We start from the raw sequence: 14,599 nt of genomic DNA on the forward strand, positions 1-14,599 counted from the left end.
TCCTGCGCACCCTGCGCGATGACCCCGCCGATGCCGAAGTGCCCAGCCACAAGCTGCTGATCCGGGCCGGCTACGTCCGGCCGATCGCTCCCGGGCTGTACAGCTGGCTGCCGCTGGGCCTGCGGGTGCTGCGCAACATCGAACGGGTGGTGCGCGAGGAGATGAACGCCATCGGCGGCCAGGAGATTCTGTTCCCGGCGCTGCTGCCGCGCGCCCCGTATGAGGCCACCAACCGCTGGACCGAGTACGGCGAAACCATGTTCCGGCTGCAAGACCGCCGCCGCAACGACTACCTGCTCGGGCCCACCCACGAAGAGCTGTTCACCCTGACGGTCAAGGGGGAGTACGGCTCCTACAAGGACTTCCCGGTGCTGCTCTACCAGATCCAGACCAAGTACCGCGACGAGGCGCGTCCGCGCGCGGGCATCCTGCGCGGCCGCGAGTTCGTGATGAAGGACTCCTATTCCTTCGACGTCGACGACGCCGGCCTCAAAGCCGCCTACGACGCGCACCGCGAGGCCTACCAACGGATCTTCGACCGGCTGGCAGTGCGCTACGTGATCGTCTCCGCGGTGTCCGGCGCGATGGGCGGCTCGGCCTCCGAGGAGTTCCTGGCCGAAAGCGAGGTGGGCGAGGACACCTTCGTGCGCTGCGTGGAATCCGGCTACGCCGCCAACGTCGAGGCGGTGACCACCGCCCGCCCCCCGGCCCAACCGATCGAGGGCCAACCGGAGGCGCAGACCTACGACACCGGTGACACCCCCACCATCGCCACCCTGGTGGACTGGGCCAACGGCGCCGGCCTGGGCCGCACCGTCACCGCTGCCGACACCCTGAAGAACGTGCTGCTCAAGGTGCGCCAGCCCGACGGGGAGTGGGAACTGCTGGGCATCGGGGTGCCCGGCGACCGCGAAGTCGACGAAAAGCGGCTGGGCGCTGCTCTCGAGCCCGCCGAGTACGCATTGCTCTCCGACGGCGATTTCGCCAAGCACCCGTTCCTGGTGAAGGGCTATATCGGACCGAAATCGTTGCAGGACAACGGTGTTCGCTATCTAGTCGACCCCCGTGTGGTGACCGGCACCAGTTGGATCACCGGCGCGGACGCGCCCGGCAAGCACGTTGTCGGCTTGGTGGCCGGACGTGATTTCACCGCCGACGGCACGATCGAAGCCGCCGAGGTTCGCGACGGTGACCCGTCCCCGGACGGGGCGGGCACGCTGGTCAGCGCCCGTGGCATCGAGATCGCCCACATCTTCCAGCTCGGCCGCAAATACACCGACGCGTTTGCCGCCGACGTCCTCGGCGAGGACGGCCGCCCGGTGCGGCTCACCATGGGCTCCTACGGTGTCGGCGTGTCCCGGCTGGTCGCCGTCATCGCCGAACAACAGCACGATGAGCTGGGCCTGCGCTGGCCGGCGTCTGTCGCACCGTTCGACGTGCACCTGGTGATCGCCAACAAGGACGAGGCCGCCCGCGCCGGGGCCACCGACCTGGCCGCCGAGCTCGACCGGCTCGGGATGGACGTGCTGTTCGACGACCGGCAGGCCTCACCGGGAGTGAAGTTCAAGGACGCCGAGCTGCTCGGCGTGCCGTGGATCGTCGTGCTGGGACGCGGCTGGGCCGACGGGATCGTCGAACTGCGCGACCGGTTCTCCGGGCAGGCTCGCGAGCTGTCCGTCGGCGCCGACCTGGCCCGGCAGATCCTCGCCGCGATCCGCGGCGAGGACACCTAGTCCTGGCCGCCCGGGAACGCCCGGGTGATCGGCCAATTGCCCAACGCCTGGTTCCAGTGCGCGGCCAGCACCGCGGTTTGGCCCAGCGCGGTGGCCGCGAACTCCCGGTCCGAGGCTTCGCGGGCCTGCTCGACGACGGCGCGCCAGGCGGTCGCCGTGTCGTTTTCCATCCGGACCGCCAGCCGCACCGCGTCGTCGGACGTGCTCAGCGGCAGGGGCAGCTGGTATCCGGCGGCAGCGGGCGGGACCGGAACCGAGCGGGCGGTCAGGATCGCGATGGTCGCGTCCCGGCGCTCGCGGTGCTGACGGATGGTGGGGACCACCAGGTCGTTGAGCTCCGGCACGGAGTACGCCGACACCATCCCGTAGCCGTAGACGACCCCGTATTCGGTGGCCAGAGCATCGCACAGGGCGGTGTCGGGGCCGCTGAGCGCACCGGGTTCGACCGACGTCATGACTGCGTCACCAAGGCGACCGCGTAGGAGGCCGTGCAGGCCGCTGCGATGGAGGCCAGCAACCCGGCCCGGTAACCCGACGAGGCGATGGCCAGCTTTCCGGCGCTCTCAGCCGCGGATCGCAAGGCGTTGACCACCTGGGACACCGTCGGGGCGGTCCCCTCCGGCGTGCTGGTCGAGGTGGTGGTTTCGGCGGCCTCCCGCGCCGGCTGTCCGGCGGCCCGGGCGATCTCGGTGGCCAGCGCGCGCGCGTGTTCGGCCCGTTCCAGCGACACCTGATCCAGCGCCGCGGCCAGCGCTTGCGAGCCCGGTCCGGTCAGTGCCGCCCCGGCCGCGGCCGCCAGGTCGCTGTCGCGCCGCGCCAGCTGCAACTGCGCTTCCAGGTCGTCGAGCGCCGGCGGCGTCGGGGACGAGCCGCACGCTGGTGCCGCCAGGGCGATCAGGGCGAGCATGCCGGCGCCGGTCAGCACGCGCCGCCGGTCGATGGCGGTCAGGGGGCCGGGCACCTGAGACATCCTGCCACCCCGGGGCCGCCGGAGGGTCGCGGCGTGGCCGGTAGCGGGGCCGACCGCTGGCGTGGCGGCGCTTTTCAGCGGTTTGCTGTGGCTGTGCACGCCACGGCGTATCGTTGGTGGCTGGTTCCCGGCCGCGCCAGTCGCGGGGGAAACGTCCGGACAACTCAAGACGAGGAGCTCGCCGTGGCCACCGGGCTACCTTCGCAGACACAGGTGATCGAGCTGCTCGACGCTGAGTTCACCCGCGCCGGATATGAGATCGAAGACGTCGTCGTCGACGACCATGCGCCGCTGCCCCGGATCACCGTGGTCGCCGACGGCGACACCCCGCTGGATCTCGACACCGCTGCGGCGTTGTCGCGCTCGGCGTCGGACCTGCTCGACGGCCTCGACTTCGACGGCCAGTACGTGCTGGAGGTCAGTTCCCCAGGGGTGCAACGACCGTTGACCACCGCGAAGCATTTTCGGCGCGCGCACGGCCGCAAGGTCGAGGTGACCTTGTCCGACGGAACCGGTGTGACCGGTCGGGTCGGTGTTGTCGAGGACGACGTCGTGACGCTGGTGGTGCGCGCCGGCCGGGACTGGAACCGGCGCCGGTTGCCGCTGAGCGACATCAGCAAAGCGGTGGTGCAAATCGAGTTCTCGCCGCCGAGCGCACGTGAGTTGGAGTTGACGGGCCGTAAGGCCGGGGATGCGGGAACGGAGGCGGGCGGATGAATATCGACATGGCTGCGCTGCACGCGATCGAGGCCGACAAGGGCATCCCGGTCGACGTCGTGGTGGAAACGATCAAATCGGCATTGCTCACCGCGTACCGGCACACCGAAGGGCACCAGGCCGACGCGGTCATCGACGTCGACCGCAAGACCGGCATGGTGCGGGTGCTGGCCCGGGAGACCGACGTCGACGGCAATGTCATCAGCGAGTACGACGACACGCCCGAAGGCTTCGGCCGGATCGCGGCGACCACCGCCCGCCAGGTGATCCTGCAGCGGCTACGCGACGCCGAGAACGAGAAGGCCTACGGCGAGTTCTCGGCGCGGGAAGGCGACATCGTCGCCGGCGTCGTGCAGCGCGATGCCCGGGAGAACGCCCGCGGCGTCGTCGTGGTGCGCCTGGGCACCGAAGCGAAGGGCTTCGACGGTGTCATCCGGCCCGCCGAGCAGGCGCCGGGCGAAGGCTATGAGCACGGCGACCGGCTGCGCTGCTACGTGATCGGCGTGACCCGGGGGCTGCGCGAACCACGCATCGAGCTGTCGCGTACCCACCCGAACCTGGTGCGCAAGCTGTTCGCCCTGGAGGTCCCCGAGATCGCCGACGGGTCGGTGGAGATCGTCGCGGTGGCTCGGGAAGCCGGTCACCGGTCCAAGATCGCGGTGGCCTCGCAGGTTCCCGGGCTCAACGCCAAGGGTGCCTGCATCGGCCCGATGGGCCAGCGGGTGCGCAACGTGATGAGCGAGCTGGCCGGCGAGAAGATCGACATCATCGACTACGACGAGGACCCGGCGCGGTTCGTCGGTAACGCCTTGTCGCCGGCCAAGGTGATGTCGGTGACGGTGATCGACCAGGCGGCGCGTGCCGCCCGCGTAGTGGTTCCGGACTTCCAGCTGTCGCTGGCCATCGGCAAGGAGGGCCAAAACGCCCGGTTGGCGGCCCGGCTCACCGGCTGGCGTATCGATATCCGCAGCGACACCCCCGAGCCTGCCGCCAACGGCGCCGAGCACGAGGCCGGCCGGGGCGTGGCCCAGGAGCACTGACCCGGCTTCGGATTCGGGTGGTTCAGACGACCGCCCGAGTATGGGTAGACTAAGCCGTGATCCAGCGCGAGACTTCGGCAGCCGCCTCGCGAACGCACCGCTCCCCGCGGGGACCGGTGCGCACGTGTGTCGGGTGCCGGAAACGCGAGTTGGCCGCCGAATTGCTTCGGGTGGTCGCTGTGTCGGGGAACGGCAACGAGGCCGTCACCGTTGACAGGGCGGGCAGCCAGCCGGGCCGGGGTGCATGGCTGCATCCCAGGCCGCAGTGCCTGCAGGCGGCGATCCGGCGACGAGCGTTCGCGCACGCGCTGCGGATCAGCGGTTCCCCGGATGTATCCGGGGTGGAGGAGTACTTCGATCAACAGATCGGCTCACCGCCCCGGGCAACAGAACAGGTAGCGAAGAACATGAGCACACCGTGAAGTCCCGATGACCATGCGTCATAGCTAAACCCGAGGCGCGGCCCACCACCGCTGTCGCCTCATAGACAGGAGAAGTAGTGGCAAAGGCCCGCGTACACGAGTTGGCCAAGGAACTCGGTGTCACCAGCAAGGAAGTCCTCGCTCGTCTGAGCGAGCAGGGCGAATTCGTCAAGTCGGCGTCCTCGACCGTGGAAGCCCCCGTCGCGCGGCGGCTGCGCGAGTCGTTCGGCGGCGGCAAACCCGCAGCCAAGAGCGAGGCGCCCGCGCCGGCGGCGCCCGCCAAATCGGCCGCTCCGGCCGCGCCGGCTCCCGCGCCGGCCGCAGCCGCTGACAGCCCGGCCGTCAAGGCCGAGGCCCCTGCGGCCCCTGCGGCCCCTGTGGCTCAGCCGTCGGCTCCGGCCTCACCCGCCGCCGCGGCCCCGGCGCCCGCTGCGCCGCCGTCTGCGCCGGCGCAGCCCGGCCCGTCGCCGGCTGCTCCCGGCCCCCGTCCGGCAGCACCGGGTCCCAAGCCCGGCGCCCGGACACCGCGCGTGGGCAACAACCCGTTCTCGTCGGCGCAGCCGGTGGAGCGCGCCATCCCGCGTCCGCACCCGCAGGCACCCCGGCCGGGGGCACCCCGGCCCGGCATGCCGCGTCCCGGCGGCGGCGCGACACCGGGCAACATGCCCGGCCGCACCAGTAACTTCGGCGCGCAGGGCCGCCCCCGTCCCGGCGGCCCGCCGCGGCCCGGCGGCGGTGGTCGTCCGGGCGCTCCCGGCGGCCGCCCCGGTGGTCCCGGCGGCGGTCCCGGCGGTAACTACCGCGGTGGCGGTCCCGGCGGCGGTGGCGGTGGTGCCCCCGCCGGCGCCGGCGCCGGCGGCTTTCGGGGTCGTCCCGGCGGCGGTGGTCGTCCCGGCCAGCGCGGTGGCGCGGCCGGCGCGTTCGGCCGTCCGGGCGGCGCGCCCAAGCGCGGACGCAAGTCGAAGCGGGCGAAACGCGCCGAATACGAGAACATGCAGGCGCCGGTCGTCGGTGGTGTGCGGTTGCCGCACGGCAACGGCGAGACGATCCGGTTGGCCCGCGGCGCGTCGCTGTCCGACTTCGCCGAGAAGATCGACGCCAACCCGGCCGCGCTGGTGCAGGCACTGTTCAACCTCGGTGAGATGGTCACCGCGACCCAGTCGGTCGGCGACGAGACCCTGGAGTTGCTCGGCAGCGAGATGAACTTCGTCGTGCAGGTGGTCTCGCCCGAGGACGAGGACCGCGAGCTGCTGGAGTCGTTCGACCTCTCCTACGGCGAGGACACCGGCGACGAGGAGGACCTGCAGAGCCGCCCGCCGGTGGTGACCGTGATGGGTCACGTCGACCACGGCAAGACCCGCCTGCTGGACACCATCCGCAAGGCCAACGTGCGCGAGGGCGAGGCCGGCGGCATCACCCAGCACATCGGCGCCTACCAGGTGGGCGTCGACTTCGACGGCTCCGAGCGGCTGATCACCTTCATCGACACCCCCGGTCACGAGGCGTTCACCGCCATGCGTGCCCGCGGTGCCAAGGCCACCGACATCGCGATCCTGGTGGTGGCCGCCGACGATGGCGTGATGCCGCAGACGGTGGAGGCGATCAACCACGCCCAGGCCGCCGATGTGCCGATCGTGGTGGCGGTCAACAAGATCGACAAGGAAGGCGCTGACCCGCAGAAGATCCGCGGCCAGCTCACCGAATACGGCTTGGTGCCAGAGGAATTCGGTGGCGACACGATGTTCGTCGACATCTCGGCCAAGCAGGGCACCAACATCGCGGCCCTGGAGGAGGCGGTGCTGCTGACCGCCGACGCCGCCCTGGACCTGCGGGCCAACCCCGACATGGAGGCTCAGGGTGTGGCGATCGAGGCGCACCTCGACCGCGGCCGCGGCCCGGTGGCCACCGTGCTGATTCAGCGCGGCACGCTGCGGGTCGGCGACTCGATCGTCGCCGGTGACGCCTACGGCCGGGTGCGGCGGATGGTCGACGAGCACGGCGACGACGTCGAAGAGGCGCTGCCGTCGCGGCCCGTGCAGGTCGTCGGCTTCACCTCGGTTCCCGGCGCCGGCGACAACCTGCTTGTCGTCGACGAGGACCGGATCGCCCGCCAGATCGCCGACAAGCGCAACGCGCGCAAGCGCAACGCCCTGGCAGCGCGGTCGCGCAAGCGGATCTCGCTGGAGGACCTGGACTCGGCGCTGAAGGAAACCAGCCAGCTGAACCTGATCCTCAAGGGCGACAACGCCGGTACCGTCGAGGCGCTGGAAGAGGCCCTGATGGGTATCCAGATCGACGACGAGGTGGCACTGCGGGTGATCGACCGCGGTGTCGGTGGCATCACCGAGACCAACGTCAACCTGGCGTCGGCCTCGGACGCGATCATCATCGGCTTCAATGTGCGTGCCGAGGGCAAGGCCACCGAGCTGGCCAACCGCGAAGGCGTGGAGATCCGCTACTACTCGATCATCTACCAGGCCATCGACGAGATCGAGAAGGCTCTCAAGGGCATGCTCAAGCCCATCTTCGAGGAGAAGGAACTGGGCCGCGCCGAGATTCGCGCCATGTTCCGGTCCTCGAAGGTCGGCAACATCGCGGGTTGCCTGGTCACCTCCGGCATCATGCGCCGCAACGCCAAGGCGCGGCTGCTGCGCGATTCCGTGGTGGTCGCCGAGAACCTCACGGTCTCCTCGCTGCGCCGGGAGAAGGACGATGTCACCGAGGTCCGCGACGGCTACGAATGTGGTCTGACGCTGACCTACAGCGACATCAAGGAAGGCGACATCATCGAGACCTACGAGCTCGTAGAGAAGGCACGGACCTAGCCATGGCTGACCCGGCACGCGCGCGCCGGCTGGCCAAGCGGATCTCCACGATCGTCGCGTCGGCGATCGAGTACGAGATCAAGGATCCGCGGCTGGCCGGAGTCACGATCACCGATGCCAAGGTGACCGCCGACCTGCACGACGCCACGCTGTATTACACGGTGCTGGGCCGCTCTCTGGACGAGGATCCCGACTATGGCGGCGCTGCCGCCGCACTGGAGGGCGCCACGGGCGTGCTGCGGTCCAAGGTCGGCGCCGGCACCGGGGTGCGGTTCACCCCGACCCTGACGTTCGTCCGCGACACCGTGCCCGACGTCGCCCACCGGATGTCGGAGCTGCTGGCGGCGGCCCAGGCGGCCGACGCCGACCTGGCCCGCATCCGGGAGGGCAAGCAGCCGGTCGGGGACCCCAACCCCTACCGGGAGGCGCCGGCGCAGCCGGGCGCCGAAGACAGCGGTGACGGTGAGCGATCGCGCGCCTGATCCGCTGCCGCCGGGTCGGCGCGTCGACGCCGCCGGTGCCGTGGAGCTGCTGGCGGCTGCAGGCACGCTGGCGGTGATCTGCCATGTGCATCCCGACGCCGACACCATCGGTGCCGGGCTGGCACTCGCGATGGTCTTGCGCCGGTGCGGCAAGGCGGTCCAGGTCAGTTTCGCCCGCCCGGCTTGCCCCGCCGAGCTGCCGCAGTCGCTGCGGTCGCTGCCGGGCGGCGAGTTGCTGGTCAGCCCCGAGACGATAAGCCGCGAGGTCGATCTCGTGGTGACCGTCGACGTCTCGAGCGCTGATCGGCTCGGGGCGCTCCAAGAGCTGGCCGCCGCCGGTTCTGAGTTGCTGGTGATCGACCACCATGTGTCGAATCAGCTGTTCGGAACGGCGAATTACGTTGACCCGTCAGCGGATTCGACGACGATGATGGTGGCAGATCTGATCGACGCATGGGGCGAACCGATCGACGAAGACGTGGCGCACTGCCTGTATGCCGGGCTGGTCACCGATACCGGCTCGTTCCGATGGGCCAGTGCCCGCGCCTACCGGCTGGCGGCGCGGCTGGTCGGCGTCGGCGTGGACAACGCGGCGATCACCCGCACCGTGATGGACACCCATCCGTTCGGCTGGCTGACGATGCTCTCGCGGGTGCTGGCCGACGCGCAACTGCTGCCGGATGCCGCGCATGGTCGCGGGCTGGTCTATGCCGTCGTCGACTACGCCGAGTGCAGCGCCGCGCGGCCCGAAGAGGTGGAGAGCATCGTCGACATCGTGCGCACCACCGAGCAGGCCGAGGTGGCGGCGGTGTTCAAGGAGGTCGAGCCGGGCTGCTGGGCGGTGTCGATGCGGGCCAAGTCGGCGGTGGACCTCAGCGCGGTGGCGGTGTCGTTCGGCGGCGGGGGACATCGGCTGGCCGCCGGCTATTCGGTCACCGGCGGCGCGGACGACGTGGTCGCTGCCCTGGTCGCCGCGCTGGCTTGATCCGCCCATGACGGACATGCCCGACGCCGTTGAGTCGGCCGGGGCCCGCCGGATCGCGGCGCTGGCGCTGCCGGCGCTGGTGGTGCTCGCCGCCGAACCGCTGTATCTGCTGTTCGACACCGCGGTCGTCGGCCGGCTCGGCGCCCGGGGGCTGGCCGGGCTGGCGATCGGCGGGCTGATTCTGGGCCTGGTCGCCTCGCAGGCCACCTTCTTGTCCTACGGAACGACGGCGCGCTCGGCGCGGCACTTCGGTGCCGGCGACCGCGCCGCCGCGGTCGCCGAAGGGGTGCAGGCGACCTGGCTGGCGTTGGGCCTGGGCGCACTGATCGTCATCGGGGTGCAGGCCGCAGCGGTGCCACTGGTGTCGGCCGTCGCCGGCCATGACGACATCGCGCAGGCCGCGCTACCTTGGCTGCGGATCGCGATCTTCGGCGCTCCGGCGATCCTGGTGTCGCTGGCCGGCAACGGCTGGCTGCGCGGTGTGCAGGACACCGTACGTCCGCCGCGCTATGTCGTTGCCGGATTTGCGCTTTCGGCCCTGCTGTGCCCGCTGCTGGTGTTCGGGGCACTGGGTATGCCGCGCTGGGGACTGGCCGGCTCGGCGGTGGCCAACTGCGCCGGTCAATGGCTGGCGGCGCTGCTGTTCCTGCGCGCACTGCACTGCGAGCGGGTCTCGCTGCGGCCCGACCCGGCGGTGCTACGGGCACAACTGGTGATGGGCCGTGACCTGATCGTGCGCTCGCTGGCCTTTCAGGCCTGCTTCGTCTCGGCGGCCGCGGTCGCGGCGCGATTCGGGGCCGCAGCGCTGGCCGCGCATCAGATCGTGCTGCAGCTGTGGACGTTTTTGGCGTTGGTGCTCGATTCGCTGGCCATTGCCGCGCAAGCGCTGGTCGGAGCCGCGCTGGGTGCCGGCCACGCCGGTCACGCCAAGTCGGTGGCGGCCCGGGTGACGGTGTTCTCCACGGTGGCCGCGGTGGTGCTGGCCGCGCTGCTGGCCGCCGGCGCCGGTGCGATACCCGGACTATTCACCAGCGATGCCGCGGTGCTGGCCGCAGTCGGCGTGCCGTGGTGGTTCCTGGTCGCCCAATTGCCGCTTGCCGGAATCGTTTTCGCTCTCGACGGGGTCCTGTTGGGCGCCGGCGATGCGGCGTTTATGCGCACCGCCACGGTGATCAGCGCGCTGGCCGGCTTCCTCCCGCTGACCTGGTTGGCGCTGATCCTGGACTGGGGACTGGCCGGGATCTGGTCGGGCCTGACCACGTTCATCGCGCTGCGGCTGGTGTTCGTCGGGTGGCGCGCGCTCTCGGGGCGATGGGCGCAGAGCGCGCGCCAGTAGGATCAGCCGGCATGAGCGGTCAGCGGGATCGGATGCTCCGCGGGCAGCGGTATCGTCCCGATGATCCCGACTTGGTCGCGGACCGCCGAGCCTGCCGGCGTTTGGTTGCCACGTTCAACGACACCGCGCCCGACGATGACGACCGGCGCCGCGACCTGCTGGGGCAGCTGCTCGGATCATTCGGGGCGGGTTCGGTCATTGAGCCCAGATTCTGTTGCGACTACGGCAAACACATCAGCATCGGCGCGAACTGCTTCATCAACTACGACGCCGTCCTGCTCGACTGCGCGCCGATCACCATCGGCGACCACGTGTCGATCGGCCCCCGCGCCCAACTGGTTACCGCCCTGCACCCGATCGACGACATCGAGGCCCGCCGCGCCGGCTGGGAGTCGGTGGCGCCGATCACCATCGGCGACAACGCCTGGCTGGCAACGGGTGTCATCGTCTGTCCCGGCGTGTCGATCGGAGCCGACACGGTCGTCGGCGCCGGCAGCGTGGTGACCCGGGACCTCCCGGCCGGGGTGCTCGCGGCAGGCAACCCCTGCCGGGTCATCCGGTCACTCGGCTAGCCGAGTGACCGCGTCTCACCGCACTTGCGCGCGACCGCGATTCAGTACGGCCTCCCGGTTGGCGGCGACATCGGCGCCGCTCACCTGGCGCAACCACCGCCGCGATGCCTCCGCCTCGATCCACAACCCGGCCGCTGTCTGCGCTTCATCGATGCGGTGATAGGTGCCCAGCAGGGCCCGCACCGCGTCCTGGTTGTTGCCGACGATCGCCGCAGCGGTCTTCCGGGCGGCCGGCAGCAAATCGGCGTGCGGCACCACCTCGGTGACCAGGCCGGCCCGCAACGCGTCGGCCGCCGACAGGTAGTCACCGGTCAGGCTCATCCGGCGGGCCAGGCCCACCCCGACACGTTGGGGGAGCCGTACGGTGAGACCCCAGCCGGGCAGGATCCCGACCCTTGTGTGGGTGTCGGCGAAGCGGGCCTGCTCGGAGGCGATCAGGATGTCGCAGGACAGCGCCAGTTCCAGCCCACCCGTCACCGCGGCGCCGTTGATCGCACCGATAACCGGTTTGGTCAGCGTCGGCCATTGTGGAGAATCGCCGAGCTGTGTGGTGGATGCGCTGGGTTGATGCGGCGGTCCCAGCTTCGCCTCTCCTCCGTCGAGGTTCGCTGAACCGCCGAGCTCCTTGAGGTCCACACCGGCGCAGAACACCGGATCGGCGCCGGTGAGGATCACCACGTCGACGTCGTCGTCGGTGTCGGCCTCGGCCAGCGCGTTGAATGTGGCATCGCACAACGCCCGGGACAGCGCATTGCGGGACTGCGGGCGGTTGAGGGTCAGGGTGCGGATGCGGCCCTCGGTCCGAACCAGCAGGATGTCGTCGCTCACCGCTTCACCGTAGCCGGGCGCGCAACTGCCTATCGTGGAGGGCATGTGCGCCGCTGCGAGTACTCCCGCACTCAAGGAGTGGAGCGCGGTGGTGCATGCGCTGCTGGCCGGGCGGCAGTCGATCCTGTTGCGCAAGGGCGGAATTCACGAAAAACGCTTTGCCGTGGCCGCCGACGACTTCCTGCTGTTCCCGACGATCGCGCACAGCCACGCTGAGCGGGTACGGCCCGAACACCGTGACCTGCTCGGCGCGGCCGCCGCCGATTGTGAAGATGACCGGGTGTTGGTGCGCGCGGCGGCCAGGGTCGTCGCGGCACTGGCGGTCAACCGTCCCGACGGGCTCGCCGCCATCGAAGATCTGCATATCTGGACAGGTGAATCGGTGCGGGCCGACCGGCTGGACTTTCGGCCGAAACATCGGCTGGCCGTGCTGGTCGTGCAGGCGGTGCCGCTGGTGGAGCCGGTCTGGCTGACCCGGGCCCCCGCCTACGCCGGCTGCAAAAGCTGGCTGCAGGTCCCGATACCCCGCAAACAGTCCGCGCCGGTGTATGACGACCGGACGCTGGGGAAAGTGGCGGCCCGGGTCCGCGCTGCGGTGGGCTAGCGGGTAGCCATCGGTGACATTCACCGACCGGCCGCGTGTGACGACCGCGTCAATCGGGACGAACAAGTCGACGTAGGCGATGCCCGAGCTGTGGGCCCGGGTGGCGGTCAGGTCCACCCAAGTGAACAGCATTACCGTTTTCGAACAGTCATCAGAAAAACGAAAAGTTTTTCGCGAGCCTATCTATACATTCAGGTTACTCAACGGTAACGTACCGCTGGTTGTTAGGGCTGCCACATGACGTCGCTGGGGCGGCGTGGGCGCTCATCTCGGATAACGCACGGAACTAGGAGATACGGAATGATGAATCATCGGTTGATTACCGCAGGTCTAGCAGCCGGAGGCGGACTGCTGACCGCGGCGTTTCTGCAGGCGGCTCTCGCGCTCGCGGACGCCAACGAGGTCGCCGGCCCCAGCGCTGACGGTGCTGACGCCTTCACGATTGGCGGCTACACCTTCGACCCGTTCAGCAACTTCACAGGCGCCGATGTCGAAGGTTTTTCCCTGGTTCACCCGCTGACCAGCGCGCCGCCGCTACTGACGCTGGGCGGCGGGAACGTTCTGGGTACTACGACCGCTCCGCAGGATTTTGCGGTGTACAACGCCGACGGCACCGAGCTGGGCAGCATCAACTCCAGCGTGGTGGTGACCAACCTCGCCGGCTTCACCAACACCGAATTCACCGTCACCGACGTGACCGCCGCCGATGGCGCGTCCGCGGCGGACCTGCCCACCGAGGGGGCGGTCTATGACGTCTTCAACTTCGGCGGCGGCTTCGCCAACATCTACACCGCCGTCCCGGGAGCCGACGGTGCCAACGCCACCATCACCGACACCTTCGTGACGCCGTTCGGGAGCATGGACCTGAGCTCGCTGTTCGCCGGCATCGATGCCTCGGCGCCGCTGCAACCGGGCGATGCGTTCGCCGCGCTGCACACGGGAGCCTCCGGCGGCGGCGACGACGCCTTCGCGATCGGCGGCTACACCCTGGATCCGTTCACCGGTAGCGGCGACTCGGTGCAGGAGGGCTTCGCCTCGATTCCCGCGCTCGGCGGTGCCGCGCCCTTCTTGTCCATCGGCGGCGCCTCGATTCTCGATCCCACCAACCTCGGCAACGATCTTGCGAACCAAAGCTTCACCGTCTACGACAGCACCGGCGCCAGCCTCGGCACCCTAACGACCGGCGTGGACGTGACGAACCTGCTGGGGATGACCAATACCCAACTGATAGTTGCCACGCCGCTCGGCGTTCCGACCGAGGACGGTCTGCCGGCCACTGGGACGGTCTATGACGTGTTCAACTTCGGTGGCGGCTTCGCCAACGTCTATATCGCCACCCCGGGCGAACACGGCACCGTCACAGACACGCTGGTGACGCCGTTCGGCAACATGGATCTGAGTTCGCTCTTCGCCGACGTGAACGTCGCCGGTCAGTTGGACCCGGGTGCCGCGTTCACCGGGCTGCAGGCGGGCACGGTCGCCGGCGGCGAGCAGGCCTTCGCGATCGGTAGCACCACCTTCGACCCGTTCACCGGATCCGGTGCCGACACGGTCGAAGGCTACGGTCCGGTCTATCAGACCATCGGTTCGCCGCCGCTGCTGAACATCGGCGGTGGCACCCCCGGTCTTCCGCTCGGCGGCATGTGGTTCGGGCTCCCGATCGCGCCGCAGGACTTCAACATCTACAACGGCACGGGTGCCAACGCCGAGCTGCTGGGCACTGTGAACGCCCAGGAGACTGTGACGCAGCTGCTGGGCCTGACCAACACGTCGTTCGTCGTCGGTGAGGTCACTCCCGCCGACGGTGTCGACGCGGTGAATCTGCCGGCGATCGGTTCGGTGTATGACGTGTTCAACTTCGGTGGCGGCTTCGTCAACATCTACACCGCGATCCCCGGCTTGGACGGCGCCGTGGCCACGGTTACGGACACCTTTGTGACGCCGTTCGGGGACTTCGATCTGAGCTCGCTGTTCGGCGGCTTCGACGCCTCCGCGCTGCTGGACCCGGGCGACGCGTTCCTGGGTTGGTAGCGGGTTCTGCTCACGCACCCGTCCCGGGCGGCGCACCTGCCGCCCGGGACGGTG

14 protein-coding genes are annotated in these 14,599 nt (G+C 69.9%); 11 read left to right on the forward strand and 3 right to left on the reverse strand.

Translation table 11 applies throughout. The annotated features are described in order from the left end of the window. Positions 1 to 2 precede the first annotated feature (2 nt). A complete protein-coding gene (locus A5648_RS20720) occupies positions 3 to 1,733 on the forward strand; it encodes a proline--tRNA ligase (protein ID WP_082966620.1) in 1,731 nt (576 codons plus the stop codon). On the opposite strand, the gene A5648_RS20725 is transcribed toward A5648_RS20720, so the two are convergent. Both A5648_RS20725 and A5648_RS20730 read right to left on the reverse strand, forming a co-directional pair. Continuing rightward, positions 1,730 to 2,188, reverse strand: coding sequence for a ferritin-like domain-containing protein (locus A5648_RS20725; protein ID WP_065026363.1), 459 nt, complete (start codon positions 2,186 to 2,188; stop codon positions 1,730 to 1,732). The two genes, A5648_RS20720 and A5648_RS20725, sit on opposite strands and share 4 nt — an antisense overlap. Beyond that, positions 2,185 to 2,703 carry a hypothetical protein gene (locus A5648_RS20730; protein ID WP_065026364.1) on the reverse strand — a complete coding sequence of 173 codons (519 nt, stop codon included), beginning with the start codon at positions 2,701 to 2,703 and terminating at the stop codon, positions 2,185 to 2,187. Before A5648_RS20730 ends, A5648_RS20725 begins: the two co-directional genes overlap by 4 nt. A gap of 183 nt (positions 2,704 to 2,886) precedes the next feature. Between A5648_RS20730 and rimP the strand changes: the two genes are divergently transcribed. From rimP to A5648_RS20770, 8 genes are all read left to right on the forward strand, one after another. Then, complete coding sequence (gene rimP / locus A5648_RS20735) at positions 2,887 to 3,420, forward strand: ribosome maturation factor RimP (RefSeq protein ID WP_065026365.1); 534 nt, start codon at positions 2,887 to 2,889, stop codon at positions 3,418 to 3,420. Next, on the forward strand, positions 3,417 to 4,460 hold the full coding sequence (gene nusA, locus A5648_RS20740) for a transcription termination factor NusA (RefSeq protein WP_065026366.1): 1,044 nt from the start codon (positions 3,417 to 3,419) through the stop codon (positions 4,458 to 4,460). The genes rimP and nusA overlap by 4 nt, the downstream gene beginning before the upstream one ends. A gap of 149 nt (positions 4,461 to 4,609) precedes the next feature. Next, complete coding sequence (locus A5648_RS20745; protein ID WP_064856620.1) at positions 4,610 to 4,882, forward strand: YlxR family protein; 273 nt, start codon at positions 4,610 to 4,612, stop codon at positions 4,880 to 4,882. Between the two features lie 77 nt (positions 4,883 to 4,959). Then, positions 4,960 to 7,707 (forward strand): translation initiation factor IF-2, encoded by a 2,748-nt coding sequence (gene infB, locus A5648_RS20750; protein WP_065026367.1) that lies wholly within the window; start codon positions 4,960 to 4,962, stop codon positions 7,705 to 7,707. Positions 7,708 to 7,709: 2 nt separating this feature from the next. Then, positions 7,710 to 8,189 (forward strand): 30S ribosome-binding factor RbfA, encoded by a 480-nt coding sequence (gene rbfA, locus A5648_RS20755; RefSeq protein ID WP_065026368.1) that lies wholly within the window; start codon positions 7,710 to 7,712, stop codon positions 8,187 to 8,189. Then, positions 8,170 to 9,174 carry a DHH family phosphoesterase gene (locus A5648_RS20760; protein ID WP_109470874.1) on the forward strand — a complete coding sequence of 335 codons (1,005 nt, stop codon included), beginning with the start codon at positions 8,170 to 8,172 and terminating at the stop codon, positions 9,172 to 9,174. Before rbfA ends, A5648_RS20760 begins: the two co-directional genes overlap by 20 nt. A gap of 16 nt (positions 9,175 to 9,190) precedes the next feature. After that, positions 9,191 to 10,510 (forward strand): MATE family efflux transporter, encoded by a 1,320-nt coding sequence (locus A5648_RS20765; protein WP_065026404.1) that lies wholly within the window; start codon positions 9,191 to 9,193, stop codon positions 10,508 to 10,510. Between the two features lie 11 nt (positions 10,511 to 10,521). Further along, entirely contained in the window at positions 10,522 to 11,082 is a 561-nt protein-coding gene (locus tag A5648_RS20770; protein WP_065026370.1) for a sugar O-acetyltransferase, read from the forward strand. Positions 11,083 to 11,097: 15 nt separating this feature from the next. On the opposite strand, the gene A5648_RS20775 is transcribed toward A5648_RS20770, so the two are convergent. Continuing rightward, positions 11,098 to 11,910: an enoyl-CoA hydratase gene (locus A5648_RS20775; protein WP_065026371.1), complete on the reverse strand. Its 813-nt coding sequence runs from the start codon at positions 11,908 to 11,910 to the stop codon at positions 11,098 to 11,100. 43 nt (positions 11,911 to 11,953) lie between these two features. Here A5648_RS20775 and A5648_RS20780 point away from each other — a divergent pair, with 43 nt between their 5' ends. Then, positions 11,954 to 12,514, forward strand: coding sequence for a DUF1802 family protein (locus tag A5648_RS20780; protein WP_065026372.1), 561 nt, complete (start codon positions 11,954 to 11,956; stop codon positions 12,512 to 12,514). A gap of 300 nt (positions 12,515 to 12,814) precedes the next feature. Then, positions 12,815 to 14,545 carry a hypothetical protein gene (locus tag A5648_RS20785; RefSeq protein WP_065026373.1) on the forward strand — a complete coding sequence of 577 codons (1,731 nt, stop codon included), beginning with the start codon at positions 12,815 to 12,817 and terminating at the stop codon, positions 14,543 to 14,545. Positions 14,546 to 14,599 lie beyond the last annotated feature (54 nt).

This window comes from Mycolicibacter sinensis, assembly GCF_001673565.1.
GTDB classification, from domain to species: Bacteria; Actinomycetota; Actinomycetes; order Mycobacteriales; family Mycobacteriaceae; genus Mycobacterium; species Mycobacterium sinense_C.

Bases quoted from the DNA above. Each gene is read 5' to 3' on its own strand.
- A5648_RS20780 (WP_065026372.1), top strand. From the start codon at position 11,954: ATGTGCGCCGCTGCGAGTACTCCCGCACTCAAGGAGTGGAGCGCGGTG.
- A5648_RS20785 (WP_065026373.1), top strand. From the start codon at position 12,815: ATGATGAATCATCGGTTGATTACCGCAGGTCTAGCAGCCGGAGGCGGA.
- A5648_RS20725 (WP_065026363.1), bottom strand. From the start codon at position 2,188: ATGACGTCGGTCGAACCCGGTGCGCTCAGCGGCCCCGACACCGCCCTG.
- A5648_RS20770 (WP_065026370.1), top strand. From the start codon at position 10,522: ATGAGCGGTCAGCGGGATCGGATGCTCCGCGGGCAGCGGTATCGTCCC.
- rbfA (WP_065026368.1), top strand. From the start codon at position 7,710: ATGGCTGACCCGGCACGCGCGCGCCGGCTGGCCAAGCGGATCTCCACG.
- A5648_RS20730 (WP_065026364.1), bottom strand. From the start codon at position 2,703: ATGTCTCAGGTGCCCGGCCCCCTGACCGCCATCGACCGGCGGCGCGTG.
- nusA (WP_065026366.1), top strand. From the start codon at position 3,417: ATGAATATCGACATGGCTGCGCTGCACGCGATCGAGGCCGACAAGGGC.
- A5648_RS20765 (WP_065026404.1), top strand. From the start codon at position 9,191: ATGCCCGACGCCGTTGAGTCGGCCGGGGCCCGCCGGATCGCGGCGCTG.